The 19,374-nt window shown below is 70.6% G+C and carries 14 protein-coding genes; 3 read left to right on the top strand and 11 right to left on the bottom strand.

Features of this window, described 5'->3' with window-relative positions; translation table 11 throughout:
• Window positions 1-68: 68 nt before the first annotated feature.
• The 4 genes from KCH87_RS49995 to KCH87_RS01360 all read right to left on the bottom strand — a co-directional run bounded on the left by KCH87_RS49995 (window position 69) and on the right by KCH87_RS01360 (window position 2,787).
• The gene (locus KCH87_RS49995) at window positions 69-200 is read right to left on the bottom strand and encodes a hypothetical protein (protein ID WP_282612891.1); all 132 of its coding nucleotides are present in this window, start codon (window positions 198-200) and stop codon (window positions 69-71) included.
• 46 nt (window positions 201-246) lie between these two features.
• Window positions 247-1,140 (bottom strand): virginiamycin B lyase, encoded by an 894-nt coding sequence (locus KCH87_RS01370; RefSeq protein ID WP_210583396.1) that lies wholly within the window; start codon window positions 1,138-1,140, stop codon window positions 247-249.
• A gap of 127 nt (window positions 1,141-1,267) precedes the next feature.
• A complete protein-coding gene (locus KCH87_RS01365; protein ID WP_210583394.1) occupies window positions 1,268-2,209 on the bottom strand; it encodes a GNAT family N-acetyltransferase in 942 nt (313 codons plus the stop codon).
• 8 nt (window positions 2,210-2,217) lie between these two features.
• Entirely contained in the window at window positions 2,218-2,787 is a 570-nt protein-coding gene (locus tag KCH87_RS01360; RefSeq protein WP_210583392.1) for a dihydrofolate reductase family protein, read from the bottom strand.
• A 587-nt stretch (window positions 2,788-3,374) separates the two neighbouring features.
• Here KCH87_RS01360 and KCH87_RS01355 point away from each other — a divergent pair.
• The gene (locus KCH87_RS01355) at window positions 3,375-5,096 is read left to right on the top strand and encodes a hypothetical protein (protein WP_210583391.1); all 1,722 of its coding nucleotides are present in this window, start codon (window positions 3,375-3,377) and stop codon (window positions 5,094-5,096) included.
• Between the two features lie 69 nt (window positions 5,097-5,165).
• Here KCH87_RS01355 and KCH87_RS01350 read toward each other — a convergent pair whose 3' ends face one another.
• From KCH87_RS01350 to KCH87_RS01325, 6 genes are all read right to left on the bottom strand, one after another.
• Entirely contained in the window at window positions 5,166-5,807 is a 642-nt protein-coding gene (locus KCH87_RS01350; protein ID WP_210583389.1) for a cutinase family protein, read from the bottom strand.
• A 138-nt stretch (window positions 5,808-5,945) separates the two neighbouring features.
• Window positions 5,946-7,178, bottom strand: a complete 1,233-nt coding sequence (locus KCH87_RS01345; RefSeq protein WP_210583386.1) for a CdaR family transcriptional regulator — start codon at window positions 7,176-7,178, stop codon at window positions 5,946-5,948.
• Between the two features lie 122 nt (window positions 7,179-7,300).
• Window positions 7,301-8,416 (bottom strand): alpha/beta hydrolase family protein, encoded by a 1,116-nt coding sequence (locus tag KCH87_RS01340; protein ID WP_247195532.1) that lies wholly within the window; start codon window positions 8,414-8,416, stop codon window positions 7,301-7,303.
• A gap of 19 nt (window positions 8,417-8,435) precedes the next feature.
• Window positions 8,436-12,602: a type I polyketide synthase gene (locus tag KCH87_RS01335; protein WP_210583385.1), complete on the bottom strand. Its 4,167-nt coding sequence runs from the start codon at window positions 12,600-12,602 to the stop codon at window positions 8,436-8,438.
• The gene (locus tag KCH87_RS01330) at window positions 12,599-14,338 is read right to left on the bottom strand and encodes a fatty acyl-AMP ligase (RefSeq protein WP_210583383.1); all 1,740 of its coding nucleotides are present in this window, start codon (window positions 14,336-14,338) and stop codon (window positions 12,599-12,601) included. Before KCH87_RS01330 ends, KCH87_RS01335 begins: the two co-directional genes overlap by 4 nt.
• Window positions 14,339-14,387: 49 nt before the next feature.
• Entirely contained in the window at window positions 14,388-15,914 is a 1,527-nt protein-coding gene (locus tag KCH87_RS01325) for an acyl-CoA carboxylase subunit beta (protein ID WP_210583381.1), read from the bottom strand.
• A gap of 1,000 nt (window positions 15,915-16,914) precedes the next feature.
• Here KCH87_RS01325 and KCH87_RS01320 point away from each other — a divergent pair.
• Window positions 16,915-17,220: an aldo/keto reductase gene (locus KCH87_RS01320; protein WP_210583379.1), complete on the top strand. Its 306-nt coding sequence runs from the start codon at window positions 16,915-16,917 to the stop codon at window positions 17,218-17,220.
• Between the two features lie 410 nt (window positions 17,221-17,630).
• Here KCH87_RS01320 and KCH87_RS01315 read toward each other — a convergent pair whose 3' ends face one another.
• Window positions 17,631-18,458, bottom strand: a complete 828-nt coding sequence (locus KCH87_RS01315) for a helix-turn-helix transcriptional regulator (protein WP_210583378.1) — start codon at window positions 18,456-18,458, stop codon at window positions 17,631-17,633.
• A 101-nt stretch (window positions 18,459-18,559) separates the two neighbouring features.
• On the opposite strand from KCH87_RS01315, the gene KCH87_RS01310 reads away from it, so the two are divergent.
• Entirely contained in the window at window positions 18,560-19,306 is a 747-nt protein-coding gene (locus KCH87_RS01310; RefSeq protein ID WP_210583377.1) for an SDR family oxidoreductase, read from the top strand.
• The last annotated feature ends 68 nt before the right edge of the window (window positions 19,307-19,374 follow it).

Here is a 19,374-nt window from a genome sequence, read left to right as displayed (position 1 = left end):
CGGCCAGATCTCGATGGTCTCCAAGGTACCGAGCCCCTTGGCGAGTTCCACGGCTTCCTCACGGTCGGTCACGTCGACGACGAACCAGCCGCCGCGATCTTGCCGATCCAGGTCTCGTATGCCGCTCGGTGAGCGGCCCGGTCGGTCCGGATCCGGTGGCGCGACTCATCCGTCTCGAAGATCACGAGTGCGTACTTCATGAGCGTTCCCTTTCGTTGTCTCGTTGTCTCGTTGTTCGTTGCTTCGTTACGTGCGGACACGGACGCCGACGCGGGCCAGTGCGCCGATTTCCAGCGCTGTCCACAGAGCTCCGTCCGGGCCCAGGGCGATCCCGTGCGGCTCCGAGCCCGGGGTCGGCAGGTCGTGCAGGGTGACGGTGCCGTCGAGGGTGAGGGAGCCCACCCGGTTGCCGGCCCACTCGGTGAACCACAACGTGCCGTCGCTGCCGGCGGTGATGGCATGCGGCCGGGACGTGCGGTCCGGCAGCGGGAACTCGGTGATCCCGCCGTCGGGAGTTATCCGCCCGATCTGCCCTGCACCGATCTCGACGAACCAGACCGCCCCGTCGTGCCCGGCCGCGATGCCCACCGGGGCGGCGGACTTGGTCGGCAACGGATGCAGAGTGACGGCTCCGTCCATGCCGATCCGCCCGATCGCGTCGGCCTGGTTCAGGGTGAACCACATCCCGTCGTCGGCGCCTGCGGTGATCGCGGAGGGGTAGGTCCCCGTGGCCGGCAGCGGGAACTCGGTCACCCGTCCGTCGGTGGTGATCCTGCCGATCCGGTCGGCGGCGGTTTCGGTGAACCACAGCGCTCCGTCCGGCCCGGCGGCGATTCCGAACGGACCGCACTCCGCAGTCGGCACCGTGAATTCCTCGACCTTGCCGCCGAGGGCGATCCGGCCGATGCGGTGCGCCCGGTGCTCGGTGAACCACAAGGCGTCGTCCGGCCCGACAGCGATGATCGTCGGCCCGCAGTCCGAATCGAGTTGATGGTGCGTGAGCGCCCCTCCGGGCACAAGACGCCCGATGCCCCCGCTGTGAACCAGCGTGAACCACAGCGCCCCGTCCGGGCCCGTGGTGAGCGCGTAGGGACCGCTGTCGCTCCCGGCCACGGTGAACTCTTCGATGACAACCGGCATCAGACCGGCTCTCCTCTCTTCTTACGGCTCATACGGCTCTCTTCATACGGCGCGCCCGCTGCCGCCCTCAGCGCTCCGGCAATCAACCGTCCGCCTCCCCCGGGCGAAGGGACCCCGTCTCTCCGCCCTACGCCACCGGCGCCGAATACACCATGCGGATCTCCGAAGTCCGGTAGCCGGCGCGGGCGAAGGCCGCGGCCATGGGGGCGTTGCCGGTGTCCGTGGTGGCTGTGATCAGTTCGGCACCGGATTCCGCGTGGATGAGGGTGATCTCGGTGAGGAGGTCGTCCACGTATCCATGGCCGCGGAACTCGGGGACGACGCCCAGGTAGCCCACGTTGCGGGCATACGGTGTCGCGGAGGGGAGGGCCAGGCCCGCGACCTGCCCGTCCGGGGTGTGGGCCACGCGCCACCACTCGCGCCGACCGGGGCAGCCGAGATAGAAGTCCATCTCGTCCCTGGCCGTGGCTTCGGCGCCCTTGACGGCGATGTTCCTGCGGGTCTCGTCGTCCAGGCTGCCGACGGCTATCCGACGGAACAGCCGGAGGAACTCCTCGTCCGAAGCGGGGGCGAACGTCAGCCGGCCCCTGGACGCGGGGAGGCCGACATCGGCCGTCCATTGCAGGCGCAGCCGTTCCACCTCGTGCGTGAGGCCCGCTGCCATGGCGGCCCGGCGCCGCCACTCCACGGCGGCCACCGCGGCCGGGGTGTCACGCCAGCCGACGGGCAGCGTCAGGTTGTACAGCGGAGGTTTGGGCGCACCGGCGTCGGCGAACGCCCGCAGCGCGGCGGTCAGCAGCCCGGCCGCCACCTCCGCGCGGTCGGGGAGCGCCGGGTCGACATGCAGACAGTCCAGAGCGACGGGATGAGCGCTGTCCTGCCGCCCCCACCACAAGGAACGGCCCACGATCCGCCCGTCGTCCTCGGCGATCCACGTCCACTCCGGCCGGTACATCCCCTGCTTCAACTCGTCCAGGTAGCGGTCGGCGTCGATCCAGCCCACCGGTTCATCCACGATGACTGCGGCGACACGCTCTTGATCGGCCTCGGCCGTGGGGCGAAACAACACATGTGCTCCTACTGCTTGGTGTACGTGGTGACAGTCGCGCCGGTGGCGAAGACCCGGAAGTCGGTCAGCGTGAAGGCGGCAGGGTCGAATGCCGCGTGGAACAGCGGAACGCCGGCCCCGAACACCACCGGGTGGCGGTGGACCACGAGCTTGTCGACCTCGCGCAGCAAGCGCCCGGCCAGCACCGGGCCGCCGCACAGCCAGATGCCCATGCCCGGCCGCCGCTTCAGCCCGCGGACGAATTCCGCCGGGTCCCCGGCGACGACATCGACGCCTGACACGGGCCGTTTCAGGGATGAGGAGACCACGTACTGCCGCAGCCAGGGATACGGGCTGTCGGCACCGGCCGCCCGAGCGGATTCGTAGACGCCGCGCCCCATGACGACCGTGTCGAACAACCTGTTCGCCGTGCTGACGACGCCCAGCGGCCTGCGGACATGGTCCGGGACGGTCTCGGGGTACTCGGCCAGAACGGCGGCCTTGAGATCGCCGTCGAAGCCGAAGGGGTCGCACTGTCCGTCAGGACCGGCGGTGAAGCCGTCGACGCTGCAGGCGACGAGGTACGTGAGCAGACGCATGCGGGTCCGATTCCGATCCGTTGCCACCAGGGACGAGATGACACTAGGCACCCCGATTCAGGAAAGCATCGGTCATCGCGACGTAACGTGACCGGCCTCGCCCGGGACGGCATCGGTAGCGGTGTCGGGGTCGGAACCGGTACGGAAGGCGAGCTCACCCAGCTCCGACACGACCGCCGAGTCCAGTCCCAGCTCCTCCGCGGTACGGCCCATCAGTCATCAGGCATGAGACCGCCGACCCGCAGCGCCTCCAGGCTCCGGCCCGCCAGAGCTGTGTTCCACCCAGTTCCTAGTACGTCGCCGCGATCGCCTCTCCCTGCCCGGCGGTGTGGTGCAGGTACTGACCCTCTTCGTCGACCACGCCGCCGACCCGGACGGTACCTGTCTTCGGACCTCGTGCTCCACCTCGGTGGGGCCATCGGGCAGGCGGCCCGGCTGCTGGGTGCCGCGGATGCCCTGTGACGCGACGCCGGCAGTTCAGCCTCCGCGTTCGCCCGATCTGCGACTGATGACAAAGGCGCTGCTGACCGCTGCGTTCTTGTGAGCATCAGCCAAGCGCACCGTCCTCGCGGCTCTACGGTCCCGCTATGAACACGAGTCGCAGCAGAGGAAGAACTTGGCGCAGCGCCGCGCTGGCGGTGCTGTTGACCGTGGGGGCGCTCACCGCGGCGTCCCCTGATGCGCAGGGGGAGAACGCGCGGACCGAAGCGCCCGTGACAGCGACGAGTTCCGTCGCCGGAGTGGCCGAGTCGGTGGTGCGGGTGAAGGTGCCAATGCCGGCATCCCTCGGGGCGCGTCCGGCGGCGTGCGACTGGCTGTCGTATCTGCGCTACCGAGCCTTGGACGGCCCGGAGACATCGGCCGACGCCGATCGGATCCTCGTCGCCCAGCCGGGCATCCTGGAGGGAGCCGGCGCATTCGACAGCGTCGCCCGCAACACCGTGGCGCGCGCCGCCGAGCAGGGCCGGCACATCGAATTCTGGGCCCTGGACCGGCGCTCCAACTGCCTGGAGGACCGCACCGGAATCGCCTCCGGCGACCAGCACACGGCCGTCGACTACTACCACCGCGGCAAGCAGGTCGAGGGCCGCACCTTCGCCGGGTTCGTGGGCAACGACCGGCTCGGGTGGATGGCGAAGCTCGGCATCGAGCAGACCGTACGCGATCAATACGACCTGCTCGCCGCCGAGTTGCCTGACCAGCAGGTGCGTAAGCGCAAGGTGCTGTGCGGCGGACACTCGCTCGGCGGTGTCATCACCGGGTACTTCGCGACCGCCGACTTCGACGGGAACCGCGCCACCACTGCCGACGCCGGACACAACCAGTGCGCCGGCTACTTCGCCCTCGATACCACTGTCTCCACCTCACTCGCCGACCTGAGCGGCAGCATCCCGGACGACACCAACCTGCCCGATGTGGGCCTCGGCTACGGCGTGGTGCAGGCCGGGCTCGACAGCGGAGTGCTGCCGCGCTCGCTGTCCGCGCCGGTCCTGCTCAACCCCGAGACCATGACCCTGCTGGCCATCGCCGGCCTGGGCGCCGTACGGGATCCGGGTGGTGAGGCCGACCTGCCCCGCTATCTGCCCCTCAACACCAACATCGAGGTGACCAACCGCTTCCTGTTCTCCGAGGACACCGCCACGTTCCTCACCGGCTCACCCGCGGTGAAGGATTTCCGGCTCACCAACGAGGCGGTGCTCGGCGCGTTGATGGACGACCACTCCGTACCGCTGGCGTTCCTGCAGAGCAGTGTGGGCTTCTTCGACGGCGGGCCGATCGCCGACAAGAACTTCCCCGTCGCCAACGGCAGCGACCAGCAACCGGAGTTGTTCGGCAGCGACTACAAGGCCATCCCGGACCGGCCGGGCGGGCCGCTCTACACATGGCGCAATTACGACCGTGTGGGCGATCCCGACGACCCCGGGTACCGGTCGGCCGACGGCACGCCGTTCACCGACGCGGGCAAGGAGGTCACCGACATCCAGGAACTGGCCCGCAGCCTGGCCGAGCAGCCGCTGGACTTCACCGAGCAGTACTTCCCCACCAAGTTGGTCACCGACCTCCAACTGGCCACCTCGCCCCAAGTGAAACGGCTCGTCATGCACCCGGACGGGCTCACCGCCAACCCGACGCTCACGGTACTGGCGGGCGACGGACTCCTGGCGGGCCGCATCCCGGCCGACCTTGATCCCGTGGTCGCCGACGGCTATCAGCACCTTGACGTGCTGACCGCGGCGCCCGCACAGAACAACGGCCGTCCCGAGCCTGTCTCCACGAGCCTTGCGCAGTTCGCCAGGGCTCCCGAGTAGCTGTCCCCCCACGGAACAAGGGCCCGGGAGGAGATCCTCCCGGGCCCTTCTCCCGTGCGAGCGCGGGGATCAGACCTTGCCGGCGGCGAAGGCCGCAGCCGCGTCGGCGTTCGCGGTGTAGCCGAGGTGTGCGCCCACGTCGCCCCCGCCGTTCTCACAGATGGGATCACCCTGGGCACAGAAGTCGATGGTGCGGCTCTCGTAGGTGCCGGTGACGCTCTTGCCGAGGGCGCGGATCGGGTTGCCGAAGAGCAGTACCGCGGCGACCCTGGGTTCGAGCGCGTTGGGGATGGTGGCCACGATGGGGCTGCCGACCACCGCGCCCGCGCTGCTGATGCCGATCGAATTGTCGACGACGTTCGCGCCCTGTGAATAGCCCACCAGAATGAAACGCTGGTTCGGGCACGCCGCCGCCTGGCTCGTGACGTGGTTCACGAGGTCCGAGTTACCCTGCGCGGCCGAGGTCGGGGAAAGATCCGCGGGATAATTCACCTTGTAGCTGGACAGGGTTTTTCCCGTGATTTTCTGCTGCAGTGCCGAATAGACGGGGTCGCCGACGATGAGACCGAGCGTGCCCGGCTCGAAGGTGCCACGAGCTGCGAGGACGTCGATGTCGGTGCAGGCGGCGGCCGTTGCCGAGGGTGCCGAGACGGTGGCCAGTCCGGCCCCGCCCACCAGTGAGAGCGCGGCGAGGCACAAGCGGATACGCATGGGGATCCTTTGCGGGTGGGGCGCGAAATGCGCCTGTGGAAAAGGACGCCCCGAACGTATCCGCTTTGCCTGACCTAGCGTTATGGACGAGAATTCAGAAATTCCTCGTTTTTTTGTGCCGCCGTGAGTGGGGCAATTTCATTGTGCGGTGATGACGGCCTGGTCGCGCAACGCCTCGGCGCGCAGGGCCAGGATGAGGTCCAGGCGGGTACCGGGATCGTGCAGCGCGTCGCCGAAGAGCTTCTCCAGCTGGCGGAGGCGATAGCGGACCGTCTGCGGGTGGATGTGGAGGCGGGCGGCGACGTCGGGCACGTTGCTACCGCTGAGCAGCCACGCCAGCAGCGTCTCGGCGAGTCGGCCGCGCTGCCCTTCCGACGCCGCGTCGAGGGGAGCGAGGACACGCAACCGAAGCTGGGTGAGCATCGGTTCGTCGCTGTGCAGCAGCAAGGTCGACAAGTGGTCGGCGCTGCGCACCACGCCCTGCCGGGGGAGGATCCCACGACCCATCAGCCCCAGGGCCTGGATGGCCCAGCGCAGCGACCGGGCGGCCTCGGTGAGCGGGACCGTCGGGCCGATCGCGGCCGGCCGGCCGCGCAGGGCGAGGGTGAGTGCCCGGCCGCCGAAGCCGCCGGAACCGTCCGGATCGGGCACCAGCATCCGTGGCGGCCGGGATTCCATGTCCACCAGTGCTCCCGCCGCCGCCAAGGGCCAGTCCTCCTGCCGCTGGTCCGGGGTGGCCGCGAGCGCGACGACCGCGACCTGCCTCGGTACCGACCACCGGGCGCCGTGCGCCAGGTCCTGCACTGTCTCCAGGGACACCGGCCCCTGGCACAGCAGCAGGTCGAGCAGGCGCCTGCGGCGCCGTTCCAGCTCGTCCGTGCTGCGCAGCTGTGCCTCGGCGTATCCGGCCGCGGCCGCCTCTGCGACCTCGTGCACGGTGCGGAACGCGAGCTCACCCAGGGCGGCCACGACCGTGGAGTCGAGGCCGAGTTCCTCCGCCGTACGGCCCGTCAGCCGCCACGCGTGCAGACCCCCGACGCGGAGCGCGGACTGCAGCGCGTCCAGGCTGCGGCCCTCCAGGGCCTCGCCGCGTCCGAGTTCGTAGTACGTCTTCGCGATCGCGTCTCCCCGCCCGCACGGATCGGCGATGTGGTCGACGAAGAGGGTCAGCGCCTGCACCACGCCGGCTCTGAGGTGCTCGCGGTAGGTCCCATCGGCCGGGCGCGCGTACTCGGGCACCTGCCGGCGGACCTCCTCCTCCACCTCGTCGGCGACGTCCTCCAGTTGGGCGCGCAGCAGCAGCGCCAGGTCGGGCGGCACAGGGGTGGCGCCGAGACCGTCCGGTACGCCGTGCGGGGTGGGGGAGGCCACGGTGGACCCTCCTTTCACACGGAAGCGGCTCACCCGCGGACTCGTGCCGGTGGGACGAGGGGTAAGTCCTGCGTTGGACGGACGTTCCCTCCGCTGCGTTCCGTGCCCCGACGGCACCGAGATCACTCCGGCACTCCCAGCGCACTGGCGAGCAGCGGCCATGACGCTGTGAACTCCCGCTTCCAGTAGGTCCAGCTGTGTCCTCCTCCCCTGTAGTAGTGGGTCGTGGCCGGGATGCGGAGCATCGCGAGGGTGTCGGTGAAGGCGTGGGCAGAGGGCCACAGGGCGCTCTCCAGCGCCTCGGGCAGCCAGTCACCGGTTCCCCCGACCACCCCGCTGCCGCTGGAGACGTACAGGGCGGTGCCGCGCAGTCCCTGAGCGCGGGCCCTCGGGTTGAAGTCGCGCCAGGTGAGGAGGTTCAGCACCGGATTGCCCCAGAGGGAGTGGAGCGCCAGGTTCTCGCGGGCCACAATGGCGTCCATGAGGTGGGGGACACCGAGTGCTGTGGTGTCGAGGATTCCGCTGTAGGAGGCCGCCGCGGCGAACGTGCCCGGGTGTCGTGCCGCGTGCGCGATGGCGCCGTAGCCGCCGGTGGAGACCCCGGCGACGGCCCGCACGCCGGAGGCGCGAAAGTCGCGGGCGAGCAGCGCCGGCACCTCCGTGAGCTGGAAGGTCTCGTAGTCGGGGCCGCTGCGCCAGGCGGTGGGAATGCCGGTGGGTCCCGCGTCCGGCATGGCCACGATCAGATCCAGCCGCTGGGTGAAGGCCTCGATATCGGTTTCTCGAGTCCAGGACGTGTAGTCGTCGTGGGCGCCGTGCAGCAGATACAGCACGGGGTAGGTGCGCGCGGGTTGCGTGTCGAAGCCCGACGGCAGGATCACCCGTACCGGGGCACTGCGGCCCAGGGCGGCGGAGGACACGGACACGTCGAGGGTGCGCGGCCCTAGGGCCTGTGTCGAAAGTGGCGTCGTCCGCCCGGAGGGCGGGCCGGGCGGCGTCTGGTGCGTGCTCTCGGCGTGCCGGGCGGATGCCCTCGTACTGGATGTACTTGGGTTTTCGCCCGGTGCGGCGAGAGTGCGTGCCAGGCGTCGCCCGGCAGGCGCCACTTTCGACACAGGCCCTAGCCGGGTCGCGGCCAGTGCGGTGGTGGTCGTGGCCCCGAACACGGTGGCCAGACCGGCCACTGCTGCGGCTTTGGTGACGGTGCGTCGGGACACCTTGGTCGTGCGGTACGGCATGGCGGCTCCTCGGTCCGGTTCAGCGGCTCAGCTCGGTGAGCTGCCGCCGCAGATGGGCGGCGATCTCGTCGACGTGCGGCGGGTCGAGCAGCGACAGATGGTGTCCCGCGACCGGTACGACCGTCAGATGCGGGCACACCTCGTCCCAGCCGAGCGCCTCGTCGTCCCGTTCGTATGCGGGATCCCGCACGGTGTGCGGAGCGGGCTCGGTGGCCCGGTACAGGACCACCCGGCCGTCGTGGCGGCCCGGCCTGTGGGCCTCGCCGATGCTCAGGTCCAGATAGGAGGCCCGCTGGTGCTCCAGGGCGGCGGGCGGCACCTCGGCGGCCTCACGCAGGGCCCGCAGCACGGTGTCGATGCGTTCACTGTCGTCGTCCATCGCGACGAGCTCGTCGTACGACAGCTCCAGCCGGACTCCGTAGGCGTCGGCGACATGGCGGGCGAAGCCCGTGAAGTGGGCGCGGATCCGCTCGGCCGGTGTGCGGCCGGGCTGGGGGAGGGGGCGTACGGAGTCGATGAGCACCACCAGCTCGACGTCCCGCCCGGCGGCGGTGAGCTGCCGTGCGGTCTCCTGGGCGACGAAGCCGCCGAAGGACCAACCGCCCAGCAGACAGGGCCCGTCGGGGTGGGCGACGGCGACGGCCTCGGCGTAGCGGCGTGCCTTGTCGGTCACCGTGCGGGTGTCTTCGAGCCGCTCCAGTCCGTACACCGGTCGCTCCTCCCCGAGCCGCTCGGCGAGCGGACGGTAGACGTCGGTGGTTCCGCCGGCGGCGTGGACGAGGAAGAGCGGGGCCCGGGAGCCGGTGGCGCGCAGAGTGCGCAGCGGGGAGTCCTCGCCGGTCGTGCTAAACAGGTCCTGTGAAGTCCGATGCGGTTCGGCAGCGCCCTGAAGGGGCGCGGGGCTGTATCCATATGCGGCTCCGCCGCGGGGCGCGACCAGCCACGATGGTGCCGCAGACGATCGACGGCCTATCGCGGCCCCGCGGCGGAGCCGCAAATCGACACAGCCAGCGGAGCGCTCAGCGGGCAGCGCCCGTTGGATGCGACCGGCGGCCTCCCCGACGGTGGCGGCGGCGAACAGGTCACGCAGGGGTGGCCTGACGGCGAACTCGCGCTCCAGGGCGGCGAGAATGCGGACGGCCATCAGGGAGTCCAGGCCCAGGTCGGCCAGAGCGGTGGCGGGTGTGACACGGGTAGGCGGGTGACCGGTGACGGCGGCGATGTGGTGACACAGGCGGACGGACAGCGAAGTGTCCTGTGCCGAGGGGGAGTCCTCCATGGCTGGTGCCGGTGCGTCCGTGGTCGCCGTGGACGTACGCCCGTCCGTCCACCAGTGCCGCGCGTGCCGCCAGCGCGGCGCGGGCAGGTCGATGACGCGCCCGGGCGGCGGCGTCAGGCGCCAGCCCGCGCAGGACAGGGCGCCCACCTGGGTGAGGAAGTCGGCGGAGCCGTCGGCGTCGCGGCGCAGTGTGCCGACGGCGAGAACTCCGGGAGCGGTATCGGTGATGGCACGGGTCAGGACCGGGTGGGGCGAGATCTCGACGAAGGCGGTGTGGCCGTCGTCGGCGGCCGACGCGACGGCCCGGTCCAGACGCACGGGCCGTCGCAGGTTCGCGGCCCAGTGGGTGGCGTCGAACACACAGTCGTCGCGCGGGTCGTCCAGCACGGTGGAGTAGACGGTGACGTGGGCCCTGCCACCCCGGACGTCGGCCAAGGCGCCGGTCAACTCAGCGAGCAATGGCTCGACTTGGGGCGAATGCCCGGCGCCGACGACCCGCATGGCCCTCGCAGCGCGCCCCTCTTGCTCCAGCCGCCGCACCAGCCGAGCCACCGCCGACACCTCGCCGGTGACGACCTTCTGGCCGGGCGACGAGTGGACCGCTACGTGCACACCGGGGAAGTCCCCCGGCAGCGCGTCGATTTCACTGTCGTCGAGGTCGACGACGGCCATCGCGCCGCCACTCAACCCGCTGAGCAGCCGGGCCCGTACGGCGACGACCCGGGCGGCATCCGACACCTCCACCGCGCCCGCACACACCGCGGCGGCCACCTCGCCCATGGAGTGGCCGATGACAGCGGCAGGTTCGACACCGTGAGAGCGCCACAGCTCGGCGAGCGCGACCTGGACGCCGAACAGGACGGGCTGGGCCACTTCCAGACGATCGAGCTCGCCGCCAGAGGCCAGATGGTCGTACAAGGACAGCCCGCACGCCGCGGCCATCTGCGCGTCGAGCTTCTCCACGGCGGCCGCGAAGGCAGGTTCCTCGGCCAGTAGCCGACGCCCCATGCCGGCCCACTGGCTGCCGTACCCGGAGAACACCCACACGGGGCCGCGCCCCATGTGATCACGGTCGCCGGTGGCAACCCGCGCGTGCCGACGACCTTGCGCCAACGCGCCCAGTCCGTCCGCGAGTTCATCCCGGTCACCGGCGATGACCGCAGCCCGCACGGGTCCGCGCCCGGCGCGCCCGGCGAGCGTGTGCGCCACGTCGGCGGGGTGCGCGGTGCGCCCCTGGGGCGTACGGAGCCAGTCGGCGAGCCGGGCCGCGGTGTCCCGGACGCGTGCGGTATCGATGCCGGAGAGAAGGTGGAGGCGTGCGGCCGGCTCCTCGTCCGTGGGCGGCGGCAGGACACCGGGCCGCCATTCCTCCAGCACCGCATGGGCGTTGGTGCCGCCGAAGCCGAACCCGGAGACCCCGGCGGTGGCCGTCCCCGTGTAGCGCGGCCACGGCTCGCACTCGGTCACCACCCGCAGCGGTACGTCGTCCAGGGCGCTGCCCCCGGCGCAGTGCAAGGACGGTGGAACGCTGTCGTGGTGCAGAGCGAGCACCGTCTTCACCAGACCTGCGATGCCCGCGGCGGACTCCAGGTGCCCGAGGTTGCCCTTGACGGAGCCGAGCAGCAAGGGCTGATCAGGTTCGCGGCCCGCACCGAGCACGGCGCCGAGCGCGCCCGCCTCGATAGGATCGCCCAGCGGGGTGCCCGTGCCGTGCGCCTCGACATAGTCGATGTGCGCCGGATCGAGCCCGGCCTGCGCGCAGGCGGTCGTCAGCAGAGCCTTCTGGGCCGCCGGGTTGGGTGCCAGCAGACCGTTGGAACGGCCGTCGGAGTTGACCGCCGTGGCCCGGATGACGGCGAGGACACGGTCGCCGTCCCGCTCGGCGTCGGACAGCCGCTTCAGGAGCACGGCCGCGCATCCCTCACCGCGCCCTATGCCGTCGGCCGCCGCCGAGAACGGCTTGCACCGCCCGTCCGGCGCGAGGGCTCCCGCCCGCCGGAACGCCACGGAGACGGCAGGGGAGAGCAGTAAGTTGACGCCTGCGGCGATCGCCGTGTCGCTCTCAAGAGTGCGCAGACTGACACAGGCGTGGTGCAGGGCGACCAGCGACGAGGAACAGGCCGTGTCGACGGCCATGCTCGGCCCGCGCGTGTCCAGCACGTACGCCAGACGGCCCGCTGCCACGCTCAACGCCCCGCCGGCCGGCGCCCACGGGTCGACGGCGGCCGGGTCGGCAGCGGTGAGCGCGCCGTACTCCGGGGCGGAGATACCGACGAAGACACCGGTAGCGGTGCCGGCGAGGGATGCGGCCGGGACGGCGGCGTGGTCGAGGGCCTCGTGGACGACTTCCAGGAGGATCCGCTGCTGAGGGTCCATCACCGCGGCCTCGCGCGGGGTGACACGGAAGAAGTCCGCGTCGAATCCGGCGATGTCGTCGAGGTAACCGCCGTACAGGGGCGCGTCGGTGGGCGCGAAGGCGGTGAAGTCACGCCACCGGTCCTCGGGCACGCGGCGGATCGCGTCGACGCCCTCGCACAGCAGCCGCCAGTAGTCGCCCGGCCCGTGCACACCTCCGGGCAGTCGGCAACCGACGCCGATGACGGCGACGGGCTCGCCGGGGACCGCCGGGGGAGGGGGCTGCGGGACTGGCGGAGCGACGTCCGTCTCCGTGAGGCACAGATGTGCCACCAGGGCATTGCCGCTGGGTGCCTCCCACAGCAGCGTCGCCGGTAACTCGCGGCCGGTCAGATGGGAGAGCTCCCCCGCCAGTGCAACCGCGTCCCGCGAGGACAGACCGAAGTCCGCCAGCGGCCGGTCCATCGCTACCTCCTTGGGTGCGATGCCGTTCCAGGCGGCCACCCGTTCCGCGATCAGACGTCGCAGTGCGCTCTCGTCGACGGCCTTCATCCGGCGCTCTCCACCGCGTACGCGCCTTCCAAGTACTGCCGGCGGGTCAACGTCCGCGACACCTTGCCGCTGGACGTACGTGGCACAGCGCCCGGAGGCACGACGACGAGGTCTGCGAGCCGCAGCCCGTTCCGCGCGGACACGGCAGCACGCACGGCACGCACCAGGGCCGGTACGTCGATCTCGGCAAGGCTCGTGGTTCGTACGTGCTCGGCCACCACGACCACCCGCTCCCCGGAGTCGCCCGGTACGCCGAAGGCGGCGAGCCGGTCGCGTCGCACGGCCGGATGCGCGTCCTGGGCCGTGGCCTCCACGTCCTGCGGGTAGTGGTTGCGGCCGTCGACGACGATGAGGTCCTTGAGACGGCCGGTGACGATCAACTGACCGTCCAGAACGGTGCCCAGATCGCCCGTGCGCAGCCAGCCTCCCGGGATGTCCCCGAGCGTGGTGCCGAAGACGCGCCGGGTGGGCTCGTCCTGTCTCCAGTAGCCGCGCCCCACATTGGGACCCTGCACGCAAATCTCGCCGACCTCTCCCTCGGACAGGGCGGCGTGGCTCACGGGATCGGCGATACGGATCCGCTGCCCCGCCGGAGTGCCGCAGCCCGCCAGCAGCACGGCCCTGGGATCGTCGGGCCGCGCGGGCAGGGCCTTTCCGGTGGCGAGGGCGTCGCGGTCGAGCGCGAAACGGCTGAGCGGCATCCCGGGCCGGGCGGCGCTGACGAAGACGGTGGCCTCGGCGAGCCCGTAGGACGGACAGTGGGTGTCCGGCGCGAGCCCCTGGCCGGCGAAGGCGGCGTGGAACCGTTCGGCGGTGCCGGGGCGAACGGGCTCGCTGCCGTTGATGAGCGCGGCGACCCCGTCCAGGCGCAGATCTGCCTTCTGCGCGTCGGTCACGGCCGAGACGCAGTAGTCGTAGGCGAAGTTGGGGGCCGCACTCAGCGCGCGCGGATGCGCGGCCAGCAGCCGCAGCCAGCGCACGGGTTCGTGCAGGAACGCGACCGGGTCCATGAGCACCGACAGCAGCCCCCGCACGACCGGGGCGGCGACACTCAGCACGAGCCCCATGTCGTGGTACAGCGGCAGCCAGCCCACACAGGTCACCGGATGCGCGTCCGCCCGGTAGGCGGCCAACGCCTGACGCGCGTTGGCGACGACGTTGGCGTGGCTGATCTCCACGCCCGCCGGGGTACGGGTCGAGCCAGAGGTGTACTGGAGGTACGCGATCACTGCGTCGTCAGGTTCGACCGGCCGCCGGTCTCCGGCAGCGGCGTCGGGCACCTGGTCCACGGCGACGATTCGCACCGGCGTGTGCGCGCAGGCGTCACGCACCTGGTCGATGACTTGACTCGTCGTCACGACGACCGTCGGCCGCGCGTCAGCCAGCACGGCCGACAGCCGATCACCGTGCCCGGGCAGACCGGGCGGATACAGCGGTACGGCCACCAGGCCGGCGGCGAGCGCCGCCAGGAAGGCGGTGACGTACTCCGTGCTCTGCGGGCACAACAGTGCGACCCGCGCCCCCGGCTCGGCCTCCTCGGCGAGCCGGGCGGCCACCGCCCGCACCCGCACGTCCAGACGTCGCCAGGTCAGCGTGCGATGGACACCACGCGAGTGCGGGGCCGGATGGTCGACGAAGGTGAACGCCCGGCGGTCGGGGGTGGTTTCGGCCCAGTGCCGCACATACTCCGGCAGACTTCGGTACGCGGGGGCGAGCGGGGGACGACGGCTGTCCATCGGGGGCGGCTCCTCACGGCGCGGGACGGGCAGGTTTCGGCTGGGCGGGTCAGAGCGGGATGTTGCCGTGCCGTCGCTCCGGCATCGGGGCACGCTTACCGCGTAGCGCACGCAGGGCACGGCAGACGTGGGCACGGGTGTCGCGTGGGGCGATGACGGCATCGACGTATCCGCGCTCGGCGGCGAGGTAGGGAGTCCCGTGCGTGCTCTCGTACGTGGCGACGAGGCGGGCCCGCAGCGCCTCGGGGTCGTCGGCGGAGGCGAGTTCGCGCCGGTGCAGGATGCCCACCGCACCTTCGGCGCCCATGACGGCGATTCGCGCGGTGGGCCAGGCGAGGTTGATGTCGGCGCCCAGGTGCTTGGAGCCCATCACGGCGTATCCGCCGCCGTACGCCTTGCGCACCACCACCGTGACCTTCGGGACGGTCGCCTCGGCGTAGGCGTACAGCAGCTTGGCGCCGCGCCGGATGATCCCGGCCTGCTCCTGACGGACGCCGGAGAGATAGCCCGGGACATCAGCGAAGGTGAGCAGCGGGATGCCGAACGCGTCGCAGAACCGTACGAAGCGCGCGGCTTTCTCGGAGGCGTCGATGTCGAGGACCCCGGCGGCGTGCAGCGGCTGGTTGGCGACGACGCCGACGGAGCTGCCATCGACGAGTGCCAGCGCGCAGATGATGTTCTTCGCGAACAGCTCCTGAACCTCCAGCAGTTCGCCGTCGTCGACGACCGCCCGCAGTACGTCGCGCATGTCGTAGGCCTGCCCGAGACGGTCCGGCACGATGTCGTCGAGCCGGGCGCCGGCGGGCTCCGCCGTCGGCGCGTACTGCGGGGGCCGGTCCAGATTGTTGGCGGGTAGGTACGACAGCAGGTCGCGTACGGTGTCCAGGGCCTCCACCTCGTCGGCGGCGAGGAAGTGGGCGTTGCCGTTGACGGAGTTGCTGGTGCGGGCCCCGCCCAGCTCCTCGGCGCTGGTGCACTCACCGGTCACCGCCTCGATGACGTCGGGCCCGGTGACGAACATGTGTGAGGCGCCGTCCACCATCACGGTGAAGTCGGTGATGGCGGGCGAGTACGCGGCACCGCCGGCGCACGGCCCCAGGACGACGGAGATCTGCGGAATCACGCCGGACGCCCTCACATTGCGGCGCACCAGTTCGGCGTAGAGGGCGAGCGATGTGACCCCCTCCTGAATTCGGGCGCCACCACCGTCGTTGAGTCCGACGACCGGACAGCCGGTCTTCAGAGCGAGATCCATCAGAGCGACGGTCTTCTCCCCGAACGCCTCACCCATGCTGCCGCCGAAGACCGAGGAGTCCTGGGCGAACACACAGACCGGACGACTGTCGACCGTGCCGTATCCGGTGACCACCCCGTCTCCGTACGGGCGACGAGCGTCGTCCCCGGCCGGCCGGGCCCGGACGAACAAACCCGTCTCGGTGAATGACCCCGCGTCCAGCAACAGATCGATCCGCTCCCGCGCGCCGAACTCCCCACGTCTCCTCGGCCCGACCTCGGCCACCGCTTGTGCCCGACGGCTCTCCAGAACGGTGATGCGGTCGGCGGTGCCGTCGGGCACCTGCGGCCCCCTCTGCCCCGCAATCCGACTCTCCCGGGATGTTGTCGCCTCTAGCGTCACAGCCACCTCCGAATCGGCTTTCGAATATGGCAGCGCCGGAGGGGCGGACCGAGTCAATCGCTGTTCTGTTTGCGCGAGATGAGTCCTGCGAGGCCGATGTTCGTGCCTGCGTGACAAGGTCCCGTCCGGGACACGTGGCCGCCATTGCGTCACGAGCGAGATCGGCATCGCGCCCTCAACCACGCCGACTACGACAACTCCCGGATGTTCAGGGCCTACCTCCAGGTCAGAGGCCCGCGAGGCGAGATCACGGTAAAGGCCCCAAGCCTGTGCGCCGCGCTCGACCAGGTCTGCGCTTGCGGTCTTGAACTTGTCCTGGGTGGTGGGAAAGAAGATGCCCTTGGCGAGTTCTCTGTGGAGCGAATCGTGCACGGGACACGTCTTGACTGTGATCATGATCGTGCCCGCTGCCACGCTCCGGCCATGCCCTACCCCGGTCCGTTTCGTCTGGACCAGATTGGATGGCAACGGACACTTCCCGGAGTACTGGGACTTACACGTCCGCGCCGAACAACACCGGCCCCATCCCACCGGCCACCAGGCCAACTTCAAGCTCACGGCCTGATCGACAACCTCACCAGAGCAGAGCTACACCCAAGCGCACTTCTCGGACCGACTCGGCACGCCGGCTGCGCTTCGCGACGAGGGGGAGATCGGGGGACCGGACTGCCCGCGGTCACCCCCGAACTCCTCGCGGAAGGCCAGGCAAAGACGCCCGTCGCCGGCGTGCGGAGCATCCTCAACGTGGACGCCCGGCACGCCGTTCCGCCTCGTTGGCGGCCCCGGCCCACCCGCCGATCGCCTCTCTTCCCAGGCGGGGCCGCCGGTCAAAAGGTGTACACGTGGGCGTGCGTGATCTTGCCGCGGCGGCTGGTCAGGAACTCGCGTACCTCGCTCCGGTTGCCCATTCTCCGCGGACAAGGGCGTCACGCCGGGGCAGGTGGCCCTCGCCTGGCTGCTGGCGCGCAAGCCCTTCATCGTTCCCATCCCCGGGACCACCAAGGCGCACCGGCTGGAGGAGAATCTCGCCGCCGCCGACATGACCCTCACCACAGGTGAACTGGAGCGGCTGACCCGGGCGTCCGCCGCCATCCTTCGGTTGCGGCGGCCCCGCGCTCTCCCGGCGCGAGGACATCGTGCTCGCCACCCAGGTCCCGCAAGGCGATTCTCGAACAGGTCACGCTTCGCCCCCCCGGACGGGATGCGTATGTCAGTCCGAAGGCGACATCATCGCTGCCGTATGTGAACATCGTCGGCGACCCCACTGACCGACGTCCGTGCCCGACGTCCTGGCCGCCTTCTCTTCCGGTGGTGGGTGGAAGAGCCATGGCCGCACTGACCTGGTGGACCGCCCAGTGCGGTACGCGCCTCTCGTGTTGCTGGCGACAACTCGATACTCCGGTCCTCGGCACGTCAGGAGTGCGCAGTGAGATCAACACGGGGTTGTCGGTACAGACGGAGTTCGGCTGGTAGCCGAAGGCCGGCCCATCAGGGCCACACCCTTTCCTTCATCCCGGCTCGGCACCATGCCGGTGAGGCTGACGGCAGGCTCCCCGCCGAGGTCAGCACGTTCACAGCCGACCACCGGCCCTACATCCCGCGCCGCCACCCACGCCCGCAGGCGCTGCCGACCGAGTCAGCGACGTGGGCTTCCGCTCAGTTGGCCATAGCAGCGAGACGGCAGAAGAGTTCCCGGGTCGTGGAGCCTGGCTCGGCGCAGTAGACGATGAGGCGTTGACCGTTCTCGGGGATGTGGAGTACCTGGCACTCGTATTCCAGTGGCCCGAAGGTGGAGGAGTCGATCTTCTTGATGACCCGGCGCCGTACCGCGACGTCGCGGATGGCCCACATCTCGGCGAATCGTGGTGAGGTGCCGAGGAGTTCGGTGACGAGCCCTTCGATCCCGCGGTCGCCGGGGTGGAGGGCGTAGGCGGCGCGCAGGTCGGCGACGGTCGCGCGGGCGAACGCGATCGCCGACTCGTCGTCCCAGCGGTGGTCGTCGAGGGCCTCGCGGAACATCCAGCGGACGAGGTTGCGGTCGTCCTTCGGTGCCTGCGCGATGCTGCTGATGAAGTGCGCCGCGAGCGTGTTCCAGGCGAGGAGGTCGTACTTCGCGTCGACGACGTAGGCCGGTACCTCCGGCATGCTGTCGAGGAGGCAGCGCACTGCGGGAGTGAGTTCGCGGAGCGGGCCGGCGACCGGGGGCGGGCTTTCGTCGGCGACACGGAAGAGGTAGTCCCGCTCGTCGCGGGTGAGCAGCAGCGCCCGGGCCAGAGCGGAGAGCACCTGCCGGGACGGGTTCGGGCCACGGCCCTGTTCGAGCCGGATGTAGTAGTCGATGGACATTCCGGCGAGTTGGGCGACCTCCTGCCGACGCAGACCGGGCGTGCGGCGGCGCAGACCGTCCGGCAGACCGACGTCACGAGGTTTCAGACGAGCCCGGCGGTCCCGTAGGAATGCCCCCAACTCCTCGCGCAGGATCATGTCTCCATGCTGCCTCAGCCCTGGCGGCCGTGGGTGGCATCGCCGATACCAGCTTCACCAGGTCTCTGGTGGGCCGGCCACGGGCGCCGCAGGGTCGGGGCATGACACTGATTGCGCTGATCACAGGCGCCAACAAGGGCATCGGCTATGAGACCGCCCGTCTGCTCGGCGAGCGCGGGATGACCGTCCTGGTCGGTGCGCGGAACGAGGAACTCGGGCAGAAGGCCGCACTGGCGCTGCGCGAGGGCGGCGTCGACGCCCGCTTCCTCCAGATCGACGTCACCGACGATGCGTCCGTCCAGCGAGCCGCCGGCCAAGTGGACGCCGAGTACGGACGGCTCGACGTCCTGGTCAACAACGCGGGCATCGTCGGCGATGTCGAAGGCGCCCGTGGCGGACCGAGCGCCGCCACCCGGGTGGCCCTGCGTCAGGTCTTCGAGGCGAACGTGTTCGGCGTGGTGGCGGTCACCAACGCGTTCCTGCCGCTGCTGCGGAACGCCGAGGCTGCTCGTGTCGTCAACGTTTCCAGCGAAGTCGGGTCGCTGACCTTCATGAGCGATCCGGAGCATCCGCTCCACCGGCTGGCCACGATTCCGTACCCGGCGTCGAAGACCGCGCTCAACATGGTCACCGTGATGTACGCCAAGGAACTGCGTGACACCCCGATCAAGGTCAACGCCGCCAACCCCAGCCACTGCGCGACCGACCTCACCCGCCACACCGGCTCCCGCACGCCGGAGCAGGGTGCCTTGGTGAGCGTCGCACTGGCCACGCTCCCGGCCGACGGTCCGAGCGGGCGGTTCTGGGGCGACGGCGCCCCGGCCGCGGACGCGGAACTGCCCTGGTGATTCCCGACAGGGATCACCGGAACGACGCAGGACAGTGACGGACCAACAGGCCGTCCGGACGGTGGACT

The sequence above is a fragment of the Streptomyces sp. GESEQ-35 genome (assembly GCF_017948485.1).
GTDB lineage: Bacteria > Actinomycetota > Actinomycetes > Streptomycetales > Streptomycetaceae > Streptomyces.
This window is presented reverse-complemented; position numbering and strand designations above follow the sequence as displayed.

What these genes read in the sequence shown, in the direction of transcription:
- KCH87_RS01350 (WP_210583389.1), bottom strand. Translation starts at nt 5,807, where the DNA reads ATGCGTATCCGCTTGTGCCTCGCCGCGCTCTCACTGGTGGGCGGGGCC.
- KCH87_RS01310 (WP_210583377.1), top strand. Translation starts at nt 18,560, where the DNA reads ATGACACTGATTGCGCTGATCACAGGCGCCAACAAGGGCATCGGCTAT.
- KCH87_RS49995 (WP_282612891.1), bottom strand. Translation starts at nt 200, where the DNA reads ATGAAGTACGCACTCGTGATCTTCGAGACGGATGAGTCGCGCCACCGG.
- KCH87_RS01340 (WP_247195532.1), bottom strand. Translation starts at nt 8,416, where the DNA reads ATGCCGTACCGCACGACCAAGGTGTCCCGACGCACCGTCACCAAAGCC.
- KCH87_RS01315 (WP_210583378.1), bottom strand. Translation starts at nt 18,458, where the DNA reads ATGATCCTGCGCGAGGAGTTGGGGGCATTCCTACGGGACCGCCGGGCT.
- KCH87_RS01330 (WP_210583383.1), bottom strand. Translation starts at nt 14,338, where the DNA reads ATGGACAGCCGTCGTCCCCCGCTCGCCCCCGCGTACCGAAGTCTGCCG.
- KCH87_RS01360 (WP_210583392.1), bottom strand. Translation starts at nt 2,787, where the DNA reads ATGCGTCTGCTCACGTACCTCGTCGCCTGCAGCGTCGACGGCTTCACC.
- KCH87_RS01370 (WP_210583396.1), bottom strand. Translation starts at nt 1,140, where the DNA reads ATGCCGGTTGTCATCGAAGAGTTCACCGTGGCCGGGAGCGACAGCGGT.
- KCH87_RS01335 (WP_210583385.1), bottom strand. Translation starts at nt 12,602, where the DNA reads ATGAAGGCCGTCGACGAGAGCGCACTGCGACGTCTGATCGCGGAACGG.
- KCH87_RS01355 (WP_210583391.1), top strand. Translation starts at nt 3,375, where the DNA reads ATGAACACGAGTCGCAGCAGAGGAAGAACTTGGCGCAGCGCCGCGCTG.